The organism is Streptomyces xanthochromogenes, from assembly GCF_014650455.1.
GTDB lineage: Bacteria > Actinomycetota > Actinomycetes > Streptomycetales > Streptomycetaceae > Streptomyces > Streptomyces xanthochromogenes.
The window spans coordinates 357027-379630 of the sequence record NZ_BMUZ01000001.1 but is presented as its reverse complement, the minus strand read 5'-3'; the positions used below and the strand labels follow the sequence as shown (position 1 = coordinate 379630).

Annotated in this window: 21 protein-coding genes; 13 read left to right on the top strand and 8 right to left on the bottom strand. The window is 71.5% G+C overall.

Features of this window, described 5'->3' with window-relative positions:
* Positions 1-54: 54 nt before the first annotated feature.
* Together IE267_RS01670 and trhA are read right to left on the bottom strand one after the other, a co-directional pair.
* Positions 55-798 carry a TetR/AcrR family transcriptional regulator gene (locus IE267_RS01670; RefSeq protein ID WP_189761941.1) on the bottom strand — a complete coding sequence of 248 codons (744 nt, stop codon included), beginning with the start codon at positions 796-798 and terminating at the stop codon, positions 55-57.
* A gap of 116 nt (positions 799-914) precedes the next feature.
* Positions 915-1595 carry a PAQR family membrane homeostasis protein TrhA gene (gene trhA / locus IE267_RS01665; RefSeq protein ID WP_229860565.1) on the bottom strand — a complete coding sequence of 227 codons (681 nt, stop codon included), beginning with the start codon at positions 1593-1595 and terminating at the stop codon, positions 915-917.
* Positions 1596-1893: 298 nt separating this feature from the next.
* Here trhA and IE267_RS01660 point away from each other — a divergent pair, with 298 nt between their 5' ends.
* The gene (locus tag IE267_RS01660; protein ID WP_167157354.1) at positions 1894-3738 is read left to right on the top strand and encodes a phosphoenolpyruvate carboxykinase (GTP); all 1845 of its coding nucleotides are present in this window, start codon (positions 1894-1896) and stop codon (positions 3736-3738) included.
* Positions 3739-3963: 225 nt separating this feature from the next.
* On the opposite strand, the gene IE267_RS01655 is transcribed toward IE267_RS01660, so the two are convergent.
* From IE267_RS01655 to IE267_RS01645, 3 genes are all read right to left on the bottom strand, one after another.
* Positions 3964-4350: an SCO4983 family protein gene (locus IE267_RS01655; protein WP_167157352.1), complete on the bottom strand. Its 387-nt coding sequence runs from the start codon at positions 4348-4350 to the stop codon at positions 3964-3966.
* Positions 4351-4500: 150 nt separating this feature from the next.
* Entirely contained in the window at positions 4501-5712 is a 1212-nt protein-coding gene (locus IE267_RS01650) for a pyridoxal phosphate-dependent aminotransferase (RefSeq protein ID WP_189761939.1), read from the bottom strand.
* 10 nt (positions 5713-5722) lie between these two features.
* On the bottom strand, positions 5723-6361 hold the full coding sequence (locus IE267_RS01645; protein ID WP_229860563.1) for a hypothetical protein: 639 nt from the start codon (positions 6359-6361) through the stop codon (positions 5723-5725).
* A gap of 183 nt (positions 6362-6544) precedes the next feature.
* Here IE267_RS01645 and IE267_RS01640 point away from each other — a divergent pair, with 183 nt between their 5' ends.
* Complete coding sequence (locus tag IE267_RS01640) at positions 6545-7984, top strand: cellulase family glycosylhydrolase (protein WP_189761937.1); 1440 nt, start codon at positions 6545-6547, stop codon at positions 7982-7984.
* A gap of 132 nt (positions 7985-8116) precedes the next feature.
* The gene (locus IE267_RS01635) at positions 8117-8455 is read left to right on the top strand and encodes an alkyl sulfatase dimerization domain-containing protein (RefSeq protein WP_167157344.1); all 339 of its coding nucleotides are present in this window, start codon (positions 8117-8119) and stop codon (positions 8453-8455) included.
* Here IE267_RS01635 and IE267_RS01630 read toward each other — a convergent pair.
* Positions 8385-9986 carry an N-acyl-D-amino-acid deacylase family protein gene (locus IE267_RS01630; protein ID WP_189761936.1) on the bottom strand — a complete coding sequence of 534 codons (1602 nt, stop codon included), beginning with the start codon at positions 9984-9986 and terminating at the stop codon, positions 8385-8387. The two genes, IE267_RS01635 and IE267_RS01630, sit on opposite strands and share 71 nt — an antisense overlap.
* Before the next feature lie 202 nt (positions 9987-10188).
* On the bottom strand, positions 10189-11478 hold the full coding sequence (locus tag IE267_RS01625) for an amino acid deaminase (protein WP_373304440.1): 1290 nt from the start codon (positions 11476-11478) through the stop codon (positions 10189-10191).
* 136 nt (positions 11479-11614) lie between these two features.
* Here IE267_RS01625 and IE267_RS01620 point away from each other — a divergent pair, with 136 nt between their 5' ends.
* The 5 genes from IE267_RS01620 to IE267_RS01600 all read left to right on the top strand — a co-directional run bounded on the left by IE267_RS01620 (position 11615) and on the right by IE267_RS01600 (position 16539).
* Positions 11615-12676, top strand: coding sequence for a sugar kinase (locus IE267_RS01620; protein ID WP_268251516.1), 1062 nt, complete (start codon positions 11615-11617; stop codon positions 12674-12676).
* Positions 12673-13455, top strand: coding sequence for an IclR family transcriptional regulator (locus IE267_RS01615; protein ID WP_161256980.1), 783 nt, complete (start codon positions 12673-12675; stop codon positions 13453-13455). The genes IE267_RS01620 and IE267_RS01615 overlap by 4 nt, the downstream gene beginning before the upstream one ends.
* Positions 13445-13858: a RidA family protein gene (locus IE267_RS01610; protein WP_161256983.1), complete on the top strand. Its 414-nt coding sequence runs from the start codon at positions 13445-13447 to the stop codon at positions 13856-13858. Before IE267_RS01615 ends, IE267_RS01610 begins: the two co-directional genes overlap by 11 nt.
* Before the next feature lie 123 nt (positions 13859-13981).
* The gene (locus tag IE267_RS01605; protein WP_189761934.1) at positions 13982-15460 is read left to right on the top strand and encodes a GntP family permease; all 1479 of its coding nucleotides are present in this window, start codon (positions 13982-13984) and stop codon (positions 15458-15460) included.
* A 191-nt stretch (positions 15461-15651) separates the two neighbouring features.
* The gene (locus tag IE267_RS01600) at positions 15652-16539 is read left to right on the top strand and encodes a S1 family peptidase (RefSeq protein WP_167157334.1); all 888 of its coding nucleotides are present in this window, start codon (positions 15652-15654) and stop codon (positions 16537-16539) included.
* An 86-nt stretch (positions 16540-16625) separates the two neighbouring features.
* Here IE267_RS01600 and IE267_RS01595 read toward each other — a convergent pair whose 3' ends face one another.
* Entirely contained in the window at positions 16626-18323 is a 1698-nt protein-coding gene (locus tag IE267_RS01595) for a chitinase (protein ID WP_189761933.1), read from the bottom strand.
* A 460-nt stretch (positions 18324-18783) separates the two neighbouring features.
* Between IE267_RS01595 and IE267_RS01590 the strand changes: the two genes are divergently transcribed.
* From IE267_RS01590 to IE267_RS01570, 5 genes are all read left to right on the top strand, one after another.
* A complete protein-coding gene (locus IE267_RS01590) occupies positions 18784-19719 on the top strand; it encodes a hypothetical protein (RefSeq protein ID WP_229860562.1) in 936 nt (311 codons plus the stop codon).
* A 70-nt stretch (positions 19720-19789) separates the two neighbouring features.
* A complete protein-coding gene (gene cpaB, locus IE267_RS01585; protein WP_167157330.1) occupies positions 19790-20497 on the top strand; it encodes a Flp pilus assembly protein CpaB in 708 nt (235 codons plus the stop codon).
* A 7-nt stretch (positions 20498-20504) separates the two neighbouring features.
* Positions 20505-21743, top strand: a complete 1239-nt coding sequence (locus tag IE267_RS01580; protein ID WP_189761932.1) for a CpaE/TadZ family protein — start codon at positions 20505-20507, stop codon at positions 21741-21743.
* Positions 21743-22165, top strand: a complete 423-nt coding sequence (locus IE267_RS01575) for a TadE/TadG family type IV pilus assembly protein (RefSeq protein WP_189761931.1) — start codon at positions 21743-21745, stop codon at positions 22163-22165. The genes IE267_RS01580 and IE267_RS01575 overlap by 1 nt, the downstream gene beginning before the upstream one ends.
* A 3-nt stretch (positions 22166-22168) precedes the next feature.
* Positions 22169-22576 carry a hypothetical protein gene (locus IE267_RS01570; protein WP_229860559.1) on the top strand — a complete coding sequence of 136 codons (408 nt, stop codon included), beginning with the start codon at positions 22169-22171 and terminating at the stop codon, positions 22574-22576.
* Positions 22577-22604: the final 28 nt, after the last annotated feature.

Below are 22604 nucleotides of genomic sequence, written 5' to 3'. Positions count from 1 at the left end.
TACGGGGAGTTGCTCTTCCGGCAGCGGCTCAGCGGCTCAGCGGCTCAGCGGCTCTCAGGGATGCGGGGAACTGTGCCGGGCGACCGGTCCGGGACCGTGGAGCGGGCTCGGCGGAAGCCCCGACTCCAGGGTGGTCATGGTCCGGGCGACGAGGTCCAGGAGGTCGTCCTGGTGACCGCGTTCCGCCCAGTACACGGACGCCTCGTGGAGCGCCCCCAGCACCGCCATGGCGAAGACCCGGACCTCCAGGTCCACCGGACGACCGGCCCGCTCCGCAAGTACCCCGCACAGCAGTCGGCTCGTCGCCGCCACCGACTCCATCATCCGGGCCCGCAGCGCGGGCACCTCCGCGATCAGGGCGGTCTGCTGCAACGTCTCCTCGCGCGCGTGCAGCAGCGAGCGCCGGGCCGCCTCCGTGACGACGTACCGCAGGGACTCCAGCGGCGTCTCCCCGGCCGGCCGGGACCGCATCTCCCGCAGCATGACGGGGTCGAACTCGTCCGTGAGGACGATGTCCTCCTTCGTCGGGAAGTACCGGAACACCGTCGAGGGGGACACCTCCGCCGCCTCCGCGATCTGCTCGACCGTCGTCGCCTCGTATCCCTGCCGGTCGATCAGCCGGTACGTGGCCCGCCGGATCGCCGAGCGCGTCTTGATCTTCTTGCGTTCGCGCAGGCTCGGCTGAGGCTGGAGGCTCTCCGCGGCCGGGTCGAGGGAGCCGGCCGGGTCGAGGGAGCCGGCCGGGTCGAGGGAGCCGGCCGATGCGGCGGCGGGGCTGGGGCGGGAGGTGGCGGCCATGGTCGTCATTGTCCGCCATCGGCCAGGGGCCGCGAGGTGCCGACCGTCCACGCGCGCCCGAGCGAAAAGGGCCCCGGCGCTGGTGCGCCGGGGCCCTGGGTCGGGCGGGGTCGGGGTCAGCCGTGCCGGTAGGCGACGAGGGAGATGCCCACGTAGTGGACGACGAACGCGGCCAGCGTCAGCGAGTGGAAGACCTCGTGGAAGCCGAAGAAGCGGGGGGACGGGTTCGGGCGCTTGATGCCGTAGATCACGCCGCCCGCGCTGTAGAGCAGCCCGCCCACCACGACCAGGACGAGCACCGCGATGCCGCCGGCCCGCATGAAGTCGGGCAGGAAGAACACGGCGGCCCAGCCCATCGCGAGGTAGCAGGGGGTGTAGAGCCACCGCGGGGCGCCGATCCAGAACACCCGGAAGGCGATGCCGGCGAGCGCGGCCGCCCAGATCGCCCACAGCAGGACCCGGCCGGTGGAGCCGGGCAGCAGGAGCAGGGTGAGCGGGGTGTAGGTGCCCGCGATGATGAGGAAGATGTTGGCGTGGTCCAGGCGGCGCAGGATCGCCTCGCCGCGCGGGCCCCAGTTGCCCCGGTGGTAGATGCCGCTGACGCCGAAGAGCAGACAGGCGGTCAGGGCGAAGATCCCGCAGGCGATCCGTGCCTTGGTGGAACCCGCGAACGCGGTCAGTACCAGGCCCGAGATCAGTGCGGCCGGGAACATCCCGGCGTGCAGCCAGCCGCGCATCTTCGGTTTCACCATCTGTGTCACCGGGTCGATCGCGTGAGCCATCACCTGATCAGTCATGGTCCGCATGCTACCTACGGAACCGTAGGTTACGGATAGGTACGGCCCGTCACCGTGCGTCTCCCGGCCGTCGGGTAAGTGAACGGCAAATGGCAGTTAAGAAGGCGGTAAGTGGTGATGCTCACGTGAGAGGCCCCCTGGACATATGGGCGAACGACGCGGAAGATCAGATGAGTGCGGTCGGCACCGGATGAGCGCCAAGAGGATCCACGGGGTCAAGCATCCGGGTCGCAGCCCCCACGGGGCGGCAATGAAGTAGTACGTCAACCCCTCAAAAGACCCTCATCTAGGAGCGATCGTGGCGCGCGATATCGCGGCTCCCCTCTCTGTCCCCACCAAGCACCAGGAACTGATCTCGTGGGTCAACGAGATCGCGGAACTGACCCAGCCGGACAGTGTGGTCTGGTGCGACGGATCCGAGACCGAGTACGAGCGCCTGTGCGGGGAGCTCGTCGCCAAGGGCACGTTCAAGAAGCTGGACGAGGCCAAGCGCCCCAACTCGTACTACGCCGCCTCCGACCCGCGTGACGTCGCCCGGGTCGAGGACCGTACCTTCATCTGCTCCGAGAAGGAGGAGGACGCGGGCCCGACCAACCACTGGAAGGCCCCCGCCGAGATGAAGGCCATCTTTACCGGAGAAGGAAGCAGTTCCGCGGGCGACGAGGGCATCTTCCGCGGGTCGATGCGCGGGCGCACGATGTACGTCGTCCCGTTCTGCATGGGCCCGGTGGGCTCGCCGCTGTCCGCGATCGGCGTCGAGATCACCGACTCCGCGTACGTCGCCGTCTCGATGCGCACCATGACCCGCATGGGACAGCGCGTCCTGGACGAGCTGGGCACCGACGGCTTCTTCGTGAAGGCCGTCCACACCCTGGGGGCGCCGCTCGCCGAGGGCGAGGCGGACGTGCCGTGGCCGTGCAACTCCACGAAGTACATCTCGCACTTCCCGGAGTCCCGCGAGATCTGGTCCTACGGTTCGGGCTACGGCGGCAACGCCCTGCTCGGCAAGAAGTGCTACGCGCTGCGCATCGCCTCCGTCATGGCGCGCGACGAGGGCTGGCTCGCCGAGCACATGCTCGTCCTGAAGCTGACCCCGCCGAACGGCGAGGCCAAGTACGTCACCGCGGCCTTCCCGAGCGCCTGCGGCAAGACCAACCTCGCCATGCTGGAGCCGACGATCCCCGGCTGGAAGGTCGAGACGATCGGCGACGACATCGCCTGGATGCGCTTCGGCGAGGACGGCCAGCTGTACGCGATCAACCCCGAGGCCGGCTTCTTCGGCGTCGCGCCCGGCACCGGTGAGCACACCAACGCCAACGCCATGAAGACGCTGTGGGGCAACTCCGTCTTCACCAACGTCGCGCTGACCGACGACGGCGACGTGTGGTGGGAGGGCATGACCGAGACGGCGCCCGCGCACCTCACGGACTGGAAGGGCAACGACTGGACGCCCGCGTCCGACACCCCGGCCGCCCACCCCAACGCCCGCTTCACCGTGCCGGCCGGGCAGTGCCCGACCATCGCCCCGGAGTGGGAGGACCCCAAGGGCGTGCCGATCTCGGCGATCCTCTTCGGCGGCCGCCGCGCCTCCGCGGTGCCGCTGGTCACCGAGTCGTTCGACTGGAACCACGGCGTCTTCCTCGGTGCGAACGTGGCCTCCGAGAAGACCGCCGCCGCCGAGGGCAAGGTCGGCGAACTGCGCCGCGATCCGTTCGCGATGCTGCCGTTCTGCGGCTACAACATGGGCGACTACATGGCCCACTGGGTCAAGGTCGGCGCCGCCGCGGACGCCGCCAAGCTGCCGAAGATCTACTACGTGAACTGGTTCCGCAAGAACGACGCGGGCAAGTTCGTGTGGCCCGGGTTCGGCGAGAACAGCCGCGTCCTGAAGTGGATCGTGGAGCGCCTCGAAGGCAAGGCGGACGGCGTCGAGACCCCCATCGGCATCCTGCCGACCAAGGAGTCCCTGGACACCGCCGGGCTCGACCTGCCCGAGGCCGACCTCGACTTCCTGCTCAAGGTCGACAAGGAGGTCTGGCGCGAGGAGGCGGCGCTGGTCCCCGAGCACCTCAACACCTTCGGCGACCACGCGCCCAAGGAGCTGTGGGACGAGTACCGCGCCCTGGTGTCCCGCCTCGGCTGAACCGCCCGAAACCCCCTCCGGTCGCGGCCGCCTGTCCTGGCCCGGCCGGAGGTGCGCGGCGGGTCGGTTCGACATCCGCCCTGACCTGTGGGGTCACTCGTGACCCGCCGCGCCTCGGCCGGCCCCCGGAGTTCCCTCACGGCTCCGGGGGCCGGCCTTTCGCGTCAGTGGCACCCGGTCCGCAGACCTCCGCGGCTCGCGGACCGGGGCCGAACGGGGGCCGCTTCAGGAAGCGGCGGTGAGGGAGCCGGCCGCCGCGTGGGCGTCCATGCGCTCCGCTGCCAGGATCGCGGCGGCGGTGTCGGCGCGCGAGGCGGCGACGAGGAGGGCGCGGCCCGCGAGCGCGTGGGCGCGGGCGTGCAGGGCGCTGGCGTCCGCACCGCTGAGCCCCGCGTGGCGGACCGGCGGCAGCCCGCCGCGCAGCCGGGCGACCTGGCGCGCGATGGCGTCCCCGGCCTCGGCGAGACCGAGCTCGTCGGTGACGGCGAGCAGCGCGGAGAGGTGTCCGGCGAGCTGGATGTCCAGCTCGTCCCCGCGGGAGCGGTGCGGGATGCGGGCGTCGTCGGCGGCCATCGTGGTGTGGACCGACTTGGTGCGGATCGGCTCGTACATGGGAATGGCCTCCTGAGTGTTTCAGGAAGCCATCCTAGCTTAGATTCAGTCTAAAGTTGAGCCGGTCCTAGGGCTGGTCCCGGGGCTGGTCCGAGGGCCGGCCCCGGAGCCCGTCGGAGGCGGGGCCCGCGGCGCCGGGAGCGCCCGGGGCTACATCTGGCCGTAGCCGTCCAGGAAGTTTCCGATCCGCGTCACCGCGTCCGCCAGGTCCTTCGCGGAGGGCAGCGTCACGATCCGGAAGTGGTCGGGCTCGGGCCAGTTGAACCCGGTGCCGTGCACCACCATGATCTTCTCGGCGCGCAGCAGGTCGAGGACCATCTGCCGGTCGTCCTTGACCTTGTAGACGGCCGGGTCGAGCCGCGGGAACAGGTAGAGCGCGCCCCTCGGCTTCACACAGCTGACCCCGGGGATCTGCGTGAGCAGCTCGTACGCCGTGTCGCGCTGCTCCAGGAGCCGCCCGCCCGGCAGCACCAGCTGCTCGATCGACTGCCGGCCGCCGAGCGCGGTGGCCACCGCGTGCTGCGAGGGCATGTTCGCGCACAGGCGCATGTTCGCGAGGATGGTCAGGCCCTCGATGTACGAGGACGCGTGGGCCTTCGGCCCGCACACCGCCAGCCAGCCCGAGCGGAAGCCGGCCACCCGGTAGTTCTTCGAGAGCCCGTTGAAGGTGAGCACCATCAAGTCGGGCGCGATGACCGCGGTCGGCGTGTGGGTGGCGCCGTCGAACAGGATGCGGTCGTAGATCTCGTCCGAGCAGACGACCAGGTTGTGGCGGCGGGCGATCTCGGTGAGCCCGCGCAGCATCTCGTCGTCGTACACCGCACCCGTCGGATTGTTCGGGTTGATGATGACGATCGCCTTGGTGCGGTCGGTGACCTTGCGCTCGATGTCGGCGAGGTCCGGCATCCAGTCGGCCTGCTCGTCGCAGCGGTAGTGCACCGCGGTGCCGCCCGCGAGCGAGACGGAGGCCGTCCACAGCGGGTAGTCCGGTGCGGGTACGAGTACCTCGTCGCCGTCGTCGAGCAGCGCCTGCATCGACATCTGGATCAGCTCCGAGACGCCGTTGCCGAGGTAGACGTCCTCGACGTCGAGCTCGATGCCCTTGGTCTGGTAGTGCTGCATCACCGCGCGGCGCGCGGACAGCAGTCCCTTCGCGTCGCCGTAGCCGTGCGCGCCCGACAGGTTCCGGAGGATGTCCTCCAGGATCTCCGGCGGGCACTCGAAGCCGAACGCCGCCGGGTTGCCCGTGTTCAGCTTGAGGATGCGGTGGCCCGCCGCCTCCAGGCGCATGGCCTCTTCGAGAACCGGGCCCCGGATCTCGTAACAGACATTGGCGAGCTTGGTCGACTGGATCACCTGCATGACGGCCACCTTACGACCGTGTTTCGCCGGGTGCCTCGCCATTTGGTGCGGTCGGGTCGTGGGGGTGCGGGCGCCGGCTTCCATCGCAATGTGCCGGCCCGGGGTCGCCGGGGGATTGCTGGTCGCCGGGGGCGGCCCGGCTTGGATTGGGGGTGCGGGGCGTAGGGGGTGAGATCTTGCCCACCCCGGTCGACGCCGCGATCCCCGCCGGCCACCCGGCCGCCACCCCCCACACCGCGCCGAACACCGCTCCGGCCGCCGCGTGGAGCAGCCAGCCGGCGGGCCCGGCCTCCACCAGGCGGGCCGTGACCAGGCCGCGCCAGACCCCGGAGGCCGCCCCGCCCGCGACCAGCGCGCTCCAGCCCGCGAGGAAGCGGCGCGGGCGGCCCGCGTCCGGCCGCAGCCGCAGATGCCGCCGCATCCGCAGCACGGCCACCGCCACCAGAACCGCCACGGCGAAGTCCTCGCAGAGCAGCTGGGCCACGCCGGTGCCACCCAGCGGCACCGCACGCAGTGACGGCAGCGCGAACGGCGCCCCGAGCGCGCTCGGCACCAGGGCCGCGCCCAGGTGCGCGGTGAACGTGGTCAGGGCCGGGGTGAGGCCCAGGAGGAGCGCGAGCAGCAGACAGACCCCGGCGACGGCGGCCACCGCGGGATCGGTCCCGGGCGGCCGCGGTCGCGGACGCGTGGACGGACGCACGGGCGGTCGCACGGGCAGACGCATGGCCGGACCCTAGGGCAGCGCGCGAGCGATGAGAAGATGCTGAACTATTCTCAACTCCGGCTGTGAACAGGGGTGTTGGACAAAAGACGCAGCCTCTAGAGTCCGCCCATGCGACAACGGGCGAGGAGATGGACGGCGGCGGGCGCGACGGTGGCGGTGGCCGCCGCCCTCCTGGTGGCGGTCGGCCCCGCCGACGCGGGGCCCGCGCACACGGCGACCGGCCATCGCTGGATCACCGACGACCAGGGCCGCGCCCTCGTCCTGACCGGGCTCAACACCGCCTCAAGCGCCAAGTCCCGTCCGGACGGCCTCCCTTGGATCAAGGAGGCCGACGTGCAGCGCGAATCCGACGCGCTCGGCTCCGACTTCGTCCGCTTCCTCATCCAGTGGCGCAACGTCGAACCGGAGCCGGGGACGTACGACGACGGCTATCTCGCCCAGGTCGCCGAGCGCGTGCGCTGGTACGGCGCGCGCGGCATTCACGTCATGCTCGACCTGCACCAGGACGTCTACGGCCCCGCCGTCAAGGGCAACGGGGCTCCCGTCTGGGCGACCGAGTCCGACGGCCTGCCGGTGGCCGAGCGGAGCCAGTGGGAGCTCAAGTACATCGAGCCCGGAACGGTACGGGCCTTCGACCACTTCTGGGGGACGCGGCCGGGCGGCCGTGATCTGCGGGCGCACTACGCGGCCGCCTGGGCGCACGTCGCCGAGCGCTTCGCCGCCGATCCGGCCGTCATCGGCTACGACCTGATGAACGAGCCCTTCGGCGGCAGCGTCCAGGGCCCCGCCTTCGAGGCGGGCCCGCTCGCCGCGCTCTACCGGGAGGCCATCGCCGCGATCCGCCGGGTCGACCACGACTCCTGGATCTTCGTCGAACCCGAGGCGGTCAGCGCCAACTGGGGCCTGCCGAGCGGACTTCCGTACCTGAAGGACCCGCGCGGCGACGGCGCGCGGGCCCGCATCGCGTACGCGCCCCACCTCTACCCGCTCCCCATGGACCTCGGCGGCGGCTACACCGGCGACACGAAGAAGTGGGTCGACCGCACGCTCGCCTCCTGGCGCGAGCAGACCGAGAAGACAGCCCGGCGCCTCGGTGCGCCCGTCCTCGTCGGCGAGTACGGCCTGGACGCCACGCTGCCCGGCGCGCTGGACTACGTCGCCAAGGTGCGGAGCCTGACCGACGAGATGGGTGCGGGCACCGCCTACTGGTCCAACGACCCCGGCTCGTGGGCCCCTTGGGACCGGCAGCTGAGACCCACCCCCCTCCTCCCGGTCCTGGACCGCCCGGCGCCGAAGGCGATCGCCGGCGACCCGGTCTCCTACGCCTGGGACCGGACGAGCCGCACGCTGTCGGTGACCTGGCGCCCGAAGGCGGACGTGCGCGGGAACACGGAGGTGTATCTGCCCGCCCGCCTGTTCCCGCACGGGGCCGAGGTCACGGGCGGCGGCGAGGCGGCGGGCTTCGACCCCAAGTCCCGGACCCTGCACATCACTTCGGGGCGGGGTGACGCGAAGGAGGTCTCGGTCCGCATACGGCCCCGGGCGTGAGCGGGGCCGGGGACGGATTGAGCCACCGGGAACGGCGGGGAGTTGTGCGGGGTAGGGACCGCTTCCTAGCCTCCTGGATGCGTCCGAAGGCGTACGTACCCATCGCACCGCACGCATCAGGAGGCAGAGGCCATGGCCACGACCGACCGGTCCCGTGGACGAATGCGCTGGCGGGGGCTGCTGGCCGCCGCACAGCGGGAGTACGACGCTCCGACTCCCCACTACGACAAGGTCATCGAACTGCTCGACCAGGTGGTCGGCGCGGCTGTGCCCGGCGCCGCTTTGCGCAGCGCGAAGGCGCTGCAGGCCCTCGCGCTGACCCAGCTCGCCTACTCGGCCGAGTACGGCCCGCTGCGCACGGTCTATCTGACGGCGGCGCGCGAACTGGCGGCCGGCCGCGTCAGCGCGCGCCGGGCGTCCGCCGCACCGAGCGGCCCGCCAGTACGTCGGTCCGCCGGCCGTCCCGGATGACGAACCTGCCGTCGATCAGGACGTGCGGGATGCCGACGGGCAGGGTGCGCGGGGACTCGAAGGTGGAGCCCGCGGCGACGGTGTCCGGGTCGAAGAGGACGAGGTCCGCGCGGTAGCCCTCGCGGACCAGACCCCGGTCGGGAAGGCGCAGCCGGGCGGCCGGCCGGGAGGTGAGGTGGGCGACGGTCTCCTCAAGGGACATGATGCCCAACTCCCTTGCGTAGCGCCCGAGATACTGCGGGAACGTGCCGTAGGCGCGCGGGTGCGGCTTGTAGCCCTGGAGGATGCCGTCGCTTCCGCCGGTGTGCACCGGGTGGCGCATGATGGCCTGCACGTTCTCCTCGTGTCCCACGTGCTGGAGGATGGTCGACCCGAGCCGGTCGTTGACGAGCAGCCGGCGTGCGGTGGTCCAGGGCGCCTCGCCGCGCTGGGCCGCCGCCTCGGCGACCGTCTTGCCGACGCAGCCGGCGAGCCCCGGGTCGCTCACGCCCGAGATCTCGATGGTGTCCCACTCGATGGGCACGCCGTGGCAGCCGTCGGCGCCGACGACCTCCATGTGGTGCCGGATGCGCTCGGCGGTGTCGTCGTCGCGCAGCCGCGCGAGGATGGCCTCGGGGCCGCCCTCGCTCGCCCAACTGGGCAGCATGGCCACGAGAGTCGTGCAGCCGGGGGTGTACGGGTACGTGTCGAGCGAGATGTCCGCGCCGGCGGCGAGCGCGGCGTCGAGCAGATCGAGCAGCTCGGGCGCGCGGCCCTTGTTCACGCCGAAGTTCATGGTGGCGTGGGCGAGGTGGAGCGCGCAGCCGGCGTCCTGGGTGAGGCGGACCATCTCCTCGTACGCGCCCAGGGCGCCGGCGCCGTACGAGCGGTGGTGCGGGCAGTAGTAGCCGTCGTAGCGGGCCACGACCCGGCACAGCTCGGTGAGCTCGGAGTCGGTGGCGTACATGCCCGGCGTGTAGGTGAGCCCGGACGACATCCCGACGGCGCCCTCCTCCAGGCCCTGGGCCACCAACTCCCGCATGCGGTCCAGCTGTTGAGCGGTGGCGGGCCGGTCGTCCCAGCCGACGGCGTACATCCGCACGGTGCCCTGCGGGATCAGATAGGCGGCGTTGACCGCGATGCCGCGGTCGAGGCGGTCGAGGTACTCGCCGACGGACCGCCAGTCGAAGTCGATGTCGCTGCCGTCGCCGTTCCACCCGGTGATGGCACGTCTCACCTCGCCGAGCGTGCGGTCGTCGACGGGCGCGTACGAGAGTCCGTCCTGCCCGAGCACCTCCAGGGTGACGCCCTGGGCGGCCTTCGCGCTGTGATCCGGGTCGCGCAGCAGGGCGAGGTCGGAGTGGGCGTGCATGTCGATGAACCCGGGGGAGAGGGCGAGGCCGTGGGCATCGAGCGTGCGGGGTGCGGTGAGCGGGGGTTCGCCGGGCTGCCGGATCTGCTCGATCCGGCCGTCGCCCAGGCCGACGTCCGCGGTGTAGGAGGGGGAGCCGCTGCCGTCGATGACGCGGGCGCCCCGGATGACCAGGTCCATGCTGCCTCTTCATTGTCGGTGCTGGATGCGGCCGCGCGGGCGGGGTGCGGCCCGTGGGGCCCGTTCGCGCAGTTCCCCGCGCCCCTTGGCGGCACCGGGTGCAGGGGCATACCCAGCCCGTCCGGCGTTTGAGGACGAGCGCCGTTCAGGCGCGAACGGGGGTCTGGGGGCGGAGCCCCCAGGGGGTTGCGGCCGGCCGGGGTCAGAAGTAGGTGCGGAGGTAGTCCGCGACCGCCCCGTCCGCCCCGACCACCGGCACCAGCCCCCACTTGTCGAACGCGGTGCACGGATGCGAGAGCCCCATGCCCACCCAGTCCCCGACGGCCAGCGAAACCCCCGGCTCCGTGCGGAGCCACCCGTGCTGGTCGGAGAGCCCGGTGACCGAAATGCCGGAGGCCTCGCGCAGCTCTCCCGTACGGGCGTCCCGCACCACCTGCGCCTCGGGCAGATCGAGGTCGTACGCCGCGTCCCGCTTCCCCGCGTTCACGAACGCCTGCTCGGGGGAGGGCCGCGAGACGACCTGGGCCCAGAGCCGGAAGGCCGGCTGGAGCGCACCCTCCGAGGGCACCCGGTTGAAGGGGGTCAGCTTCCGGTAGTGCCCGTCGTCGTGCGACACGTACGCCCCGGAGCGGAGCAACTTCAGTACGGGAAGGCTCAGTTCGGGCACGGAGGCGAACACGTCCGCCACCGCGTCGAACCAGGCGGAGCCCCCCGCGCTGAGCACGATCTCGGAGAGCCCGAGCCCGGCGAACCGCCCGGCCCTGTCGAAGTCCGCCGCGAGGGAGACGAGCCGGGCCAGGTAGGCGCGGACCCGCTCGGGGTCGGCCGAGGGCACCTCGCCCTCGTACCCGGCGACCCCCACGAGCCGCAGCGTGGACGTGGCCGCCACCGCGTCGGCGACCTCCGCGCACTCCGCCTCCGTACGCACCCCCGTGCGCGCACCGTCGCCCGCCGCGAGCTCGACGACGACGTCGACCCGCCGCGCCGAGCCGCGCAGGGCCCGGTCCATCAGCTCGACCCCGCGTACGGAGTCGACGTAACAGATGAAGCGGAACGCCTCGTCGCGCGCCAGCTCTCCCGCGATCCAGCGCAGCGCCACCGCGTCGACGAGCTCGTTCGCGAGGAAGATCCGCTCGATCCCGAACGCCCTTGCCACGCGCACCTGGTGGGGCACCGCGAGCGTGATGCCCCAGGCGCCGCGCTCGATCTGGCGGGCGAAGAGCTGCGGCGCCATCGAGGTCTTGCCGTGCGGCGCGAAGGCGAGTCCGTGGCGTTCGGCGTATGTCTCCAGGAGTGCGAGGTTGTGCTCGACCGCCTCCGCCGACAGGGTCAGGACCGGCGTGGTGAAGCCGCCGGTGAACAGGTCGCGGCGCTCGGCGGCGAGCTCGGCCACGGTGAGGCCCTCGGCGTCCGGCGGCAGGCCCTTGAAGCGGTGGTCGACGCGTTCGGCGCCCAGCGCCGCAAGCCTGTCTTCGCGATCGGTGGCTGCCACGGAAACCTCACCCTCCTCGGGGACGGCGTTGCAACATCTGCAACACCCATTGCGCATATCGCTTAATGCTGTCTAACATCCGGGCCAATGCCGGGTCAATGACCGGCCCCGGCCGCCCAGCAGCGAGGAGCCAGCAGTGACCACCGGATCGCCAGCCGCCAAGGACGACGCCGACACCCCCGTCGACGTCGTCTGCCTCGGCGAGTCCATGGTCACCTTCCTGCCCGCCCGGCCGGGCCGCCTCGCCGACGTTCCGGCCTTCGAGCGGACGATCGGCGGCGCCGAGTCCAACGTGGCCTGCGCGCTCGCCGCTGCCGGACACGGCACGCGCTGGGTCAGCCGGGTCGGCGCGGACGGCTTCGGCGACCACCTCGTCGAGGCGATCGGCTCGTACGGCGTCGACGTACGGGCGGTGCGCCGCGACCCGGACCGGCCCACCGGCATCTACTTCCGCACCGCCGACGACCGGGCGGCCGACGGGCACGAGGTGCTCTACTACCGCGCCGGGTCGGCCGCCTCCGCGATGTCGCCGGCGACCGTCCCGTACCGCGATCTGTGGACGGGCCGCATCCTGCACCTGTCCGGGATCACCGCGGCCCTGTCCGACGACTGCCTCGCCCTGATGCGCGACCTCGTGGTGCACCGCCCCGGCCGCCCCCTGGTGTCCTTCGACGTGAACTACCGGCCCGGCCTGTGGCGGGACGCGGCCGGGCCGCGCGTCCTGCTCGACCTCGCCCGGGGCGCGGACATCGTCTTCGTCGGCGAGGACGAGGCGGAGGCGGCGTGGGGGCTGCGCGGCGCCGCCGCCGTGCGGGCCGCTTTGCCCGAGCCGGAGGTGCTCGTGGTCAAGCAGGGCGCTGCCGGGGCGACCGTGTTCGCCCGCGAGGATTCCCCCGCTTCCGGCGAAGCCGGCTGTTTCGCGCCCTCCCCCCGCGTCGACGTGGTCGCTCCGGTCGGCGCCGGCGACGCGTTCGCCGCGGGCTTCCTCTCCGCCACCCTGCGCGGCCTCGGCGTCCGCGACCGCATCCGGCACGGGCACCTCATGGCCGCCGCCGTGCTCACCGTCCCGGGCGACCTCACCCAGCCCCCGGCGCGCGCCCACGCCGACCGGCTCGTGGCCCTGGACGGCACCGCCTGGGGGAGACTTCGTCTCGGCCCCGGGTGGACGGGGGACGACCAGGAGGTACGTACGTCATGAGCCAGACCGTCGACCGGGCGCTGAGCATCCTGCCGCTGCTCGCGCAGGGCCCCGCCGACCTCGGGCAGGTGGCCGACCGGCTCGGGGTGCACAAGTCCACCGCGCTGCGGCTCCTGCGCACCCTGCACGAGCACGGTCTCGTCTACCGCCAGGAGGACCAGCGCTACCGGCTCGGCGCCCGGCTCTTCGCCCTCGCGCAGGAGGCCGTCGAGAACCTGGACGTGCGCGAGATCGCCCACCCCCACCTGGTCGCGCTCAACGAGCGGATCGGGCACACCGTCCACCTCGCCGTGCACGAGGAGGGCGAGGTCCTCTACATCGACAAGGTCGAGAGCCGCTACCCGGTGCGGATGTACTCCCGCATCGGCAAGCCCGTCGCCATAACGGTGGCCGCCGTGGCCAAGCTGCTGCTCGCCGACCTGCCCGAGGCCGAGCGCCGCGCCGTCGCGGAGAAGCTCGACTACCCCACCTACACGTCCCGTTCGACACCCAACGCCGCCGCCTTCCTCACGGAGCTGGCGACGGTGCGCGAACAGGGCTGGGCCACCGACCTCGGTGGCCACGAGGAGTCCATCAACTGCATCGGGGCCCCCATCCACGGTGCGGACGGCCGGGTCGTCGCCGCCATGTCGGTGTCCGCGCCGAACGTCGTCGTCACGGCCGAGGAACTCCTCACCCTGCTTCCCCAGGTGCGCCGCACCGCGGAAGCGATCAGCCGCGAGTACTCCGGCACCGCACCCAACACCCCCTCCGCACAAGGAAGTTCCGATGACCGATAAGACCGCCATCACCCCGGCCACGCACACCACGCCGCCCGCCAAGTTCTCGCACGGCGTGCGCAAGGGCAACATCCTCCAGGTAGCGGGCCAGGTCGGCTTCCTGCCGGCGGTGGAGGGCCAGGCGCCGACCCCGGCGGGCCCCACCCTGCGCGAGCAGACCCTGCAGACCTTCGCCAACGTCAAGGCGATCCTGGAGGAGGGCGGCGCGAGCTGGGACGACGTGATGATGATGCGCGTCTACCTCACGGACGTGGACCACTTCGCGGAGATGAACGAGATCTACAACGCGTACTTCGAGGAGCAGGGCCTCAAGGCCCCCGCCTCCGCCCGTACCACCGTGTACGTCGGTCTCCCCGCGGGCCTGCTCATCGAGATCGACGCCCTCGCGGTGCTGGACGCCTAGTTCCTTGCTGCCCTTAGTCACACCGCTCGACCCGCCGCACGGTGCGGCGCCCCGGACCGCCGGGGCGCCGTGCCGCGGTCCCCCCTGCCCTGGAACCCCCCTGCTGTACAACGGAGTTGGCACATGTTGTTCCACGCTGTCGCGGCCGCCGCCCCACCACCCCCCGTGCACACGGGCGGCATCCTCCCCCTCATCGGCGGCACCGCCGGTCTGCTGACCGTCGCCGTCCTGGGCATAGCCCTGCTGCTCTTCCTGATCATCAAGGTCAGGCTCCAGCCCTTCGTGGCGCTGCTCGCGGTCTCCATAGCCGTCGGCCTCGGCGCGGGGCTCTCGGTCACCGAGCTCTTCGGCACCGTGCAGAAGTCCGCCGCCGTCTCGGTCATCGAGTCCGGCATGGGCGGCATCCTCGGACACGTCGCGATCATCATCGGCCTCGGCACGATGCTCGGCGCGATCCTCGAAGTCAGCGGCGGCGCCGAGGTGTTGAGCACCCGGCTGCTCACCCTCTTCGGTGAGAAGCGCGCCCCCCTCGCGATGGGTCTCACCGGCCTGATCTTCGGCATCCCGGTCTTCTTCGACGTGGGCATCTTCGTCCTCGCGCCGATCGTGTACGCCGCCGCCAAGCGCTCCGGCAAGTCGATCCTGCTCTACTGCATGCCGCTGCTCGCGGGCCTGTCCATGACCCACGCCTTCCTGCCGCCGCACCCCGGCCCGGTCGCGGCCGCCGGTCTGTTCCACGTCTCGCTCGGCTGGGTCATCCTGATGGGCGCGCTCGTCGGCATCCCGTCCGTGCTCGCCGCCTGGGGCTACGCCGCCTGGATCGGCAAGCGGATCTTCGTCGAGGTCCCGCAGGACATGGTCGAGGCCGCCGAGGAGGCCAGGGCAGCCGTCGCCGCCGAGCAGCAGGCCTCCGGCGTCACCCCGCGGGAGGAGCCGGTGTCGCTCGGCGCCGTACTCGCCATCATCGGCACCCCGCTGATCCTGATCCTGGCCGCCACGTTCTCCTCGATCGCCCTCGACCCCTCCACGCTCCGCTCGGTCCTGGAGTTCTTCGGCAACCCGTTCGTGGCCCTGACCATCGCCCTGGTCCTCGCCTACTACCTGCTCGGCATCCGGCGCGGCTGGTCCCGCAAGTCCCTTGAGGCGGTGTCCACTTCCTCGCTCAAGCCGGTCGGCAACATCCTGCTCGTGGTCGGCGCGGGCGGCATCTTCGGCGCGGTCCTGAAGGCGTCGGGCATCGCCGACGCGCTCGCCAGCACCTTCCACAGCGTCGGCCTGCCGGTGATCCTCCTGGCCTGGCTGATCTCGGTCGTCCTGCGCGTGGCCCAGGGCTCGGCGACGGTGGCCATCGTCACCACGGCCGGCATCGTGGTCCCCCTGGTGGAGGGTTCCGGCTACTCCCAGGCCCACCTGGCCCTGATCATCATGGCGATCTCGGCGGGCTCGATCTTCGCCTCGCACGTCAACGACGGCGGCTTCTGGATGGTCGCCAAGTATTTCGGCATCACCGAGCGCGACACCCTGAAGTCCTGGACGGTCCTGGAGTCGGTCCTGTCGGTCGCGGGATTCGCCGTGGCGGCCCTGCTCAGCCTGGTGATCTAGCCGCACGGCCCGGCACCACGCCGACCCCGCAGAACCGAGGGCGCCCTTCCGGTGAGGGCGCCCTCGAACGCGTTCGCCGCCGCGACAACTCCTTTTGTCCACTTGCCCGTTCACCGCGTGACCCCCAACAATGCGCATGACAAAACAGCACTCCTTCATCATCCGAGCACCCTCAAAAAGGGAACCCCCACATGAAGAAGTCCTTCGTCGGCGCACTCGGCGCCGTCAGCGCCCTGCTGCTCGCGGCGGCCGGCGCGGTACCCGCCGTGGCCGCACAGCCCACCGACAGCCCGGCCCCCGTCGCCGCGCAGACCTCCGTCGGCAAGGCCGCCCCGGCCCCGGTCAAGGCGGTCAACTTCGCCGGCACCGTGGCGCTGAGCAACTGTTCGGGCTCGGTGGTCCGTACGCCCAGCTCACAGCCGAGCGACCCCGCGCTCGTGCTCTCCAACGGCCACTGCCTGGAGACCGGATTCCCGGCCGCCGGCGAGGTCATCACCAACCAGCCGTCGTCCCGCACCTTCTCGCTGCTCAACGCCTCCGGCTCGAAGGTCGCCACCCTGCGCGCCAGCAAGGTCGCGTACGCCACGATGACCGACACGGACATCACGATCTACCAGCTCAACACGACCTACGCGCAGATCCAGAGCAGCTACGGGATCAGCGCCCTCACCCTCAACGACGCCCATCCGACGCAGGGTTCGGCCATCAAGGTCGTGTCCGGCTACTGGAAGCGCACCTACAGCTGCAACGTGGACGGCTTCGTCTACCGGCTGAAGGAGGGCGACTGGACCTGGAAGGACTCGGTCCGCTACACCCCGTCGTGCAACACCATCGGCGGCACCTCGGGCTCCCCGGTGATCGACACGACGACCGGCAAGGTCGTCGCCGTCAACAACACCGGCAACGAGGACGGCGAGCGCTGCACGGAGAACAACCCGTGCGAGGTGGACCAGAACGGCAACGTCACCGTCCGCCAGGGCATCAACTACGCCGAGGAGACGTACATCATCGTTCCCTGCATAGGCGCCGGCAACAAGATCGACCTGAGCCGCGCGGGCTGCACCCTGCCCAAGCCGTGACCCGTAGGGCCTGACCCGCTGGGACAGCACGGCAGCAGCGCCGCCCGGGAGAGCGGGCGGCGCTGCTGTTCGTGGTGGGCCGCGCGTTACGGAAGGGCGTGGACGTGCGGGCCGACCGCGCCGGACCAGGCGTTGCCCGACTTCGCGTCCCAGTTGGTGGACCAGGTCATCGCGCCGCGCAGGGTCGGATAGGTCTTCGACGGCTTGAAGTTGCCGCAGCTCGTGCCCTTGGTCAGGCAGTCGAGCGCCGCGTTCACCACGGACGGCGAGACGTAGCCGCTGCCCGCGCCGGACGTGGAGGCCGGCAGACCGAGACCGACCTGCGAGGGGTCGAGTCCGCCCTGGAGCTGGATGCAGGCGAGCGCGGTGAGGAAGTCGACCGTGCCCTGCGAGTAGACGTTGCCGTCGCAGCCGTTCATGGAACCGCTGTTGTAGTACTGCATGTTGACGACGGTCAGGATGTCCTTGATGTTGAGCGCCGTCTTGAAGTACTCGTTCGACGGGGACTGCATGTCGATCGTCTGCGGGGCCATCGTGATGACCAGCTTGCTCCCGGCCTTCGCCGCCAGCGACTTCAACGCCTGGGTCATGTAGGTGGAGTTGAGGCCGTTCTCCAGGTCGATGTCGACACCGTCGAAGCCGTACGTCTGCATCAGCGAGTAGACGGAGTTGGCGAAGTTGTTCGCCGAGTTGGAGTCACTCACCGAGATCGTGCCGTTCTGGCCGCCGATCGAGATGATCACGGACTTGCCCGCCGCGTGCTTGGCCGCGATGTCCGCCTTGAACTGGTCGACGGTGTAACCGCCGAGACCGGCCGAGTCGAGCGTGAAGCTCACCGCGCCCGGCGTGCTGGTGGCGTCCGCGAAGGCGACCGCGATGATGTCGTAGTTCGCCGGCACGTCACTGATCTTCTGGACGGTCGCGCCGTTGTTGAAGTTCTGCCAGTAGCCGGTCACCGCGTGCTTGGGCACGTTGCCGCCGCCGCCCGGGTTGCCGCCGGAGGCCGAGGTGGTGCCGGTCACCGCCGCCGACTTCGGGGACTCGCCCGCCGCGTTGGTCGCGCTCACCTGGAACTGGTACGAGGTCGACGCGCTCAGCCCGGTCACGGTCGCCGAACCGCCCGTCACCGACTGCACCTTGGTGCCGCCCTGGTAGACGTTGTACCCGGTCGCGTTCGTCACCGCGCCCCACGACAGGTTCACCGAGGACGAGCTCACCGAGCCGACCGCGAGGCCGGCGGGCGCTCCCGGGACCGTCGGGGCCGGGTCGCCGCCCCCGCCGCCGTCCGGTCCGAACACCGAGAAGTCGTCCGCGTAGTAGGCGGTCTGGCCGTACCAGCCGTGCGTGTAGATCTGCACCGAGGTGGTGGCGGAGCCGGTCTTGAAGGTGGTGGTCAGCTGGCCGTAGCCGCTGCCCGTGCCGGGCGTCCAGGTCGAGACGTCGGTGGTGCCGGTTCCGCTCGCGCCGAGATAGACGTAGCTGCCCTGGACCCAGGCGCTCAGCGTGTACGTCGAGTTGGGCTTCACGGCGACGGTCTGCGAGCACTGGGCGGTGTCCGAGCCCGACGGGGTGGCCTTGAGGGCGGCGGTCCCGCCGTGCACGGGGGAGGAGACGGTCGCGCCGCTTCCGGCCGAGCAGCTCCAGTTGCCGAGGCCCGACTCGAACCCGGCGTTCTTGGCGTTGTTGACGTCGGCCGCCTGGGCGGTGCCGGCCAACCCGGCTATGGACAGGGCGCCGGCCGCGGCCACGGCCAAGGCGAGCCTTGCATGTCTCGCGCGGTTCACTTGCTGCCTCCGGGAGGGGAGTGGGGAGGGTGGGCAGGGTGGGGAGTGCGGGGGTGGGAGGTGAGGAGGGCGGGGAAGCGGGACGGGAGTTGGGAGGTCGTCGTCCTGGTCGCACAACTTGGTCCAGACCAATTCGGTTGTCAAGACCTCCCGCACGGACCCGGTGTCCGGCCGGGCACCGGCGCGGGTGCGGCTCCCCTCCGGCGGTGCGGGATCAATTCCGGCCCACGGCATGGCCGACTTCGTACGCAACTCCCGTCCCACGCGCACCAAAACCGGCCTCGGAAGCACACAGGAAAGGAGAAGACGGTTCTCCGGCCGGTAGGTCGTGGATAAAGTGCTGATGCAGGTGGGAATTGCAGGGATCAGTTGCGGTCGTGGGGGCTCGCACAGGCTCGCGCGCCACACGGAACGGGGGCCCCAAGGTGGCGACCGCGATCAGTGAACGGGGGTCCGGGACGTGCCGACCGCGATAGCCGTCACCAGCCCCGACCTGGTGCTGCCGCCGACCGACCCGCAGACGCCCCTCGCGGCGCTGCTCCAGTCGCCGGACGCCCAGCCGCTCGACTCCGCGCTCGTCGACATGCACCGTCTCCTGGAACAGCACGGGTATGTCATCGCCTTCTGTCCGGCGTCCATTCCGGCGGCCCATGAACACCGGCTGCACACCGTCCGGTCGCTCCTGGAAACCGATCGGATCGCGCTGATCAAATCCGATCTGCCGCCGCTCGGACTCGCCATCCTGGTAAGGCAGTTGAGGCAACTGTCGGTGTGCGATTTCAGCCCCGGCGTCATCGCGTCGGCGGCCCGGCTGCTCTCGCACTACATCCACACCGGGGCCGTCCTCAACTCCGTGGCCCGCCTGGAACGCGTCCCGGTAGGGCTCACGGCGCACGCCAAGTCGTGGATGCCCGGGAGTCAGTTCGCCGTCCTCGCCAACCCGCGGCCCCAGCTCGTCAAGGTCGGCCCGGCGGCCACCCTGGAAGGGCCCGACTTCGCCTGTGAGCTGCTCCTCGCCAGAGGGCCCGCGAGCCCCGACTGGATCACCCACACGCTCGCCCCGGCCTGGGGGATCAAGGCAGTCCAGGAGACCGCCCTGCCCGCCGACTCGGCCGCCTGGTGGGGAACCGGCAAGCTGACCGAGTTCGCCGCCTACCTGCCCGACATCGCGGTGCTCTACCAACTGGTCGCCTCCGTAAGACGGGAGCAGTGCCGCTGGTGCCCCATGGAGCTCATCGGCGACCGGTGCGGCTTCTGTGCCTCGCACCAGCCGCCCGAGGACGAGCCCGCCCCGCCGCACGCGGCCGCGGCCCTCGGCCCCGTACCCGCCTCCGCCCACCGTGCCCGGCCCCTCACCCGGGCCGAGCGCCGCCGCGCCATCGCCCCGGGGCCCTGACCACAACGCCCGCCACCAGCACGCCACTTGCCCGCTCTGCCCCACGTCAGCGAACGAGGTCGTACGGTCAATGAACTCCCGCCAGCGCCGCGGCATCATCCTTCTCCTCCTGTCGCTCCTGTGCGCCCTCGGAGCGTTCGCCGGAGTGCTCACGGTGATCAGCGACGTGGACTCCAAGGTGGGGCCCGAGGTGACGGCGTACAAACTGAAGGACGACATCGACGCCTACGCGCCCCTGAAGGCCGACCAGTTCGCCAGGACGAGCATGCCCAAACGCTGGCTCTCGCAGGGCGCGGTCACCGATCTCTCGGACGTCATCGGAAAGATGGCCGCGACCCATCTCACCAAGGGCTCGCTGCTCCAGGCCGGCATGTTCACCGACCGGCCCCAACTCAAGCCGGGCGAACAGGAGATCGCCATCATGATCGACGCGTCGACCGGGGTCGCGGGCAAGATCAACGGCAACGACAACGTGAACATCTTCGCCACCTTCGCCGCCACCAAGCAGGGCGACACCCCCGAGTCCAAGCTGATCGTGGCGAACGCCCGGGTCCTCGCCGTCGGCTCGCTGCAGGCGCTGAACCCGAGCGCCTCCGACAAGAACCAGACCACCCAGGCCGTCCCGATCACCTTCGCCCTCAGCACCCTGGACGCCCAACGGGTCGCCTACGCCGAGTCGTTCGCCACCCATGTCCGCCTCGCGCTGGTCGGCCGCGGCAACGGCGACAGCACGATTCCGCCCGGTGACCGTACGTACCGGCTCGAAAAGGACCAGTGAGGTGCGGATGACCACCCGAATCCTTCCGGCCGTCTCCGACGCGGACGCCGCCCGATCCGTCACCACCCTGCTCAGCCAGCTCCCCGACGCCGAGCCCGCGGTGCCCGTCGGCGACTCCACGCAGCTGCTCGACACCCTGGCCAGGCTCGCGGGCGAGTCCCTCGACGAACTCCCCGAGGTCGTCCTCGTCCACGAGCGCATCGGCCCGGTACCGGCCCTCGAACTGATCCGGGAGGTCGCCCTGCGCTTCCCCGCGGTCGGCGTCGTCCTGATCTCCTCCGACGCCGGGCCCGCCGTCTTCTCCGCCGCGATGGACTCCGGCGCCCGCGGGCTGGTGGCGCTGCCGCTGTCGTACGAGGAGCTCGCGGTCCGCGTGCAGGCGGCGGCCCAGTGGTCCGCGGGCGTACGCCGCCACCTGGGCGCGAGCCTCGACGTCTTCACCGGGCCCGGCGGCACCGTCACCACCGTCACCGGGGCCAAGGGCGGCGTCGGCACCACCCTCGTCGCCGTCCAACTCGCCCTGGCGGCACGGGCGTCGGGCCGCACCACCGTGCTGCTCGACCTGGACCTCCAGGCCGGGGACGTGGCCTCCTACCTGGACGTGCAGTTCCGGCGCTCCATCGCCGACCTGGCCGCGATCACCGACATCTCGCCCCGCGTCCTGGCCGACGCCGTCTTCAACCACGAGAGCGGGCTCGCCCTGCTGCTCGCCCCCGCCGAGGGCGAACGCGGCGAGGAGGTCACCGACCGGGCCGCCCGCCAGATCATCGGCGCCCTGCGCACCCGCTACGAGGCCGTCGTGGTGGACTGCGGCACCCAGACGACGGCCGCCAACGCGGCGGTGGTCGAGATGGCCGACGTGGCACTCCTCGTCACCACCCCGGACGTCGTCTCCGTGCGCGGCGCCAAACGGACGGTACGGATGTGGGACCGGCTCCAGATCCGCAAGGCCGAGGAGACCACCACCGTGGTGAACCGGCACACCCGCAACACCGAGATCCAGCCCCCGCTCGTCCAGAAGATCACCGGCACCCGGGTCGCCCAGACCGCCGTACCGGCCCACTTCAAAGAACTGCAGGCCGCCGTGGACGCGGGCCGGCTCCAGGACCTGGACAGCAGGAGCACGGTCAAGCAGGCGCTGTGGGCGCTGGCCGGCGAGATCGGCCTGCTCAAGGCGCCCGAGGGCAGAGCCAAGGCGCGCGCCGCCCGGGGCTCCGGCCTGGTGCTCCGGCGCAGGGGGGCCTGATGCGGGCGGTGCGCCTGGTGCGCGGGGTGCGGTCTCGCGGGGTGCGGGGGCGGCGGATCGGCGCGGGCGGGCGGGACCGGGGGCAGACGGTGATCGAGTTCATCGGCGTGGTCCCGCTGATCCTGCTCCTGCTCGTCGCGCTGTGGCAGTGCGCCCTGGTCGGCTACGCCTTCGTCCTCGCGGGCAACGCGGCGGACGAGGGGGCGCGGGCGGGGGCGGCGGCGGAGAACGGGGGCGCGGCGTGCCAGGCGGCGGCCCTGCGCGAGGTGCCCTCGTCCCTGCAGGCCGGTCCTCCTGCCTGCGGAGCGGACGGGGCCGGCATGTACGGGGCGAAGGTCACTCTGAAGATCCCCATCCTGGTCCCGGGTGTCCTCAACGGTTTCTCCATCGAGGGCACCGCCGCCCACGTGAAGGAGCGCTGAGCCGTGCGCATCCGTACGCACCGAGGGCGCGACCGCGGCGACCGGGGCCAAGTCGCCCTGGAATACATCGGGTTCGTGACCATCCTGCTGTTCGTCGGCCTCGCCGCGATCCAGCTGGGGGTGGCCGCGTACGCCGCGAACCAGGCGGGCACGGGGGCGCGGGCCGCGGCGCGGGCGGCGAGCCTGGACGAGCCGCGGGCGGGCGAGCCGGCGCCGGACCCCGTGGCCGCGGGCACGGCCGCGGTCAGTGGCTGGCTCAAGCCGCAGGTGGCGCCCGCCGGGGGTGGCGGAGGCGGCGTGGCGTACACCGTCACCATCGCGATCCCCAGCGTCATCCCCGGCCTGGGCGACGGCTTCTTCGGCACCGCCACCCGCACGTCGACCATGCCGAAGCTCCGGCCGCAGAACTGATGCGAACGAGCCGACCCGAGAAGACTGG

Bases quoted from the DNA above. Each gene is read 5' to 3' on its own strand.
- IE267_RS01670 (WP_189761941.1), bottom strand. From the start codon at position 798: ATGGCCGCCACCTCCCGCCCCAGCCCCGCCGCCGCATCGGCCGGCTCC.
- trhA (WP_229860565.1), bottom strand. From the start codon at position 1,595: ATGACTGATCAGGTGATGGCTCACGCGATCGACCCGGTGACACAGATG.
- IE267_RS01655 (WP_167157352.1), bottom strand. From the start codon at position 4,350: ATGTACGAGCCGATCCGCACCAAGTCGGTCCACACCACGATGGCCGCC.
- IE267_RS01650 (WP_189761939.1), bottom strand. From the start codon at position 5,712: ATGCAGGTGATCCAGTCGACCAAGCTCGCCAATGTCTGTTACGAGATC.
- IE267_RS01640 (WP_189761937.1), top strand. From the start codon at position 6,545: ATGCGACAACGGGCGAGGAGATGGACGGCGGCGGGCGCGACGGTGGCG.
- IE267_RS01635 (WP_167157344.1), top strand. From the start codon at position 8,117: ATGGCCACGACCGACCGGTCCCGTGGACGAATGCGCTGGCGGGGGCTG.
- IE267_RS01630 (WP_189761936.1), bottom strand. From the start codon at position 9,986: ATGGACCTGGTCATCCGGGGCGCCCGCGTCATCGACGGCAGCGGCTCC.
- IE267_RS01615 (WP_161256980.1), top strand. From the start codon at position 12,673: ATGAGCCAGACCGTCGACCGGGCGCTGAGCATCCTGCCGCTGCTCGCG.
- IE267_RS01610 (WP_161256983.1), top strand. From the start codon at position 13,445: ATGACCGATAAGACCGCCATCACCCCGGCCACGCACACCACGCCGCCC.
- IE267_RS01605 (WP_189761934.1), top strand. From the start codon at position 13,982: ATGTTGTTCCACGCTGTCGCGGCCGCCGCCCCACCACCCCCCGTGCAC.
- IE267_RS01600 (WP_167157334.1), top strand. From the start codon at position 15,652: ATGAAGAAGTCCTTCGTCGGCGCACTCGGCGCCGTCAGCGCCCTGCTG.
- cpaB (WP_167157330.1), top strand. From the start codon at position 19,790: ATGAACTCCCGCCAGCGCCGCGGCATCATCCTTCTCCTCCTGTCGCTC.
- IE267_RS01580 (WP_189761932.1), top strand. From the start codon at position 20,505: ATGACCACCCGAATCCTTCCGGCCGTCTCCGACGCGGACGCCGCCCGA.
- IE267_RS01575 (WP_189761931.1), top strand. From the start codon at position 21,743: ATGCGGGCGGTGCGCCTGGTGCGCGGGGTGCGGTCTCGCGGGGTGCGG.